Source organism: Streptomyces sp. SID12501, from assembly GCF_010550245.1.
In the GTDB taxonomy this organism is placed as follows: domain Bacteria; phylum Actinomycetota; class Actinomycetes; order Streptomycetales; family Streptomycetaceae; genus Streptomyces.
Genome location: NZ_JAAGLU010000325.1, coordinates 1 through 567 on the forward strand (window position 1 = coordinate 1; position 567 = coordinate 567).

A 567-nucleotide genomic window follows, 5' to 3' on the forward strand; every position below is an offset into this window, starting at 1 on the left:
TGCCTTGACCATCGGCTGGGCGGTCACTTCGCCACCTCCGTACGGCGGAACATGTTCAGGTTTGCCTTCAGCCGCTCGAACGGCGTGGGCGGCAGGCTGCGCAGCGAACCGCGGGCGTAGCGCCGCTCCAGGTAGTACTGCCCGACGCTGAAGACGCTGGTCAGGGCGAGGTACCAGATGGAGGCGACGAAGTACATCTCGATGACCGCGCCGGCCGTGCTGCCGATGTTGGAGCTGGCCCGCAGGAGTTCGGTGTACTGCACCGCCGAGACCAGGGACGAGGTCTTCAGCATGTTGATGAACTCGTTGCCGGTCGGCGGGATGATCACGCGCATCGCCTGGGGCAGTACGACGCGGCGCATGGTCTGCGTCCGGGTCATGCCGAGGGCGTGCGAGGCCTCGCTCTGGCCCTCGTCGACGGACTGGATGCCCGCACGGACGATCTCCGCCATGTAGGCGCCCTCGTTCAGGCCGAGGCCCAGCAGGGCGACCATGAACGGCGTCATGACGTCGACGGTCTCGTTCTTGTAGATCGGACCGAGGTTGATGTACTGGAAGATCAGCGGG

The 567-nt window shown here is 65.8% G+C and carries 1 protein-coding gene; it reads right to left on the minus strand.

Annotation, left to right across the window (positions count from 1 at the left end; translation table 11 throughout):
• Positions 1–23: 23 nt before the first annotated feature.
• Positions 24–567: amino acid ABC transporter permease (locus G3I71_RS46020; RefSeq protein ID WP_164324888.1), on the minus strand; the 544-nt coding region annotated here is incomplete at its 5' end.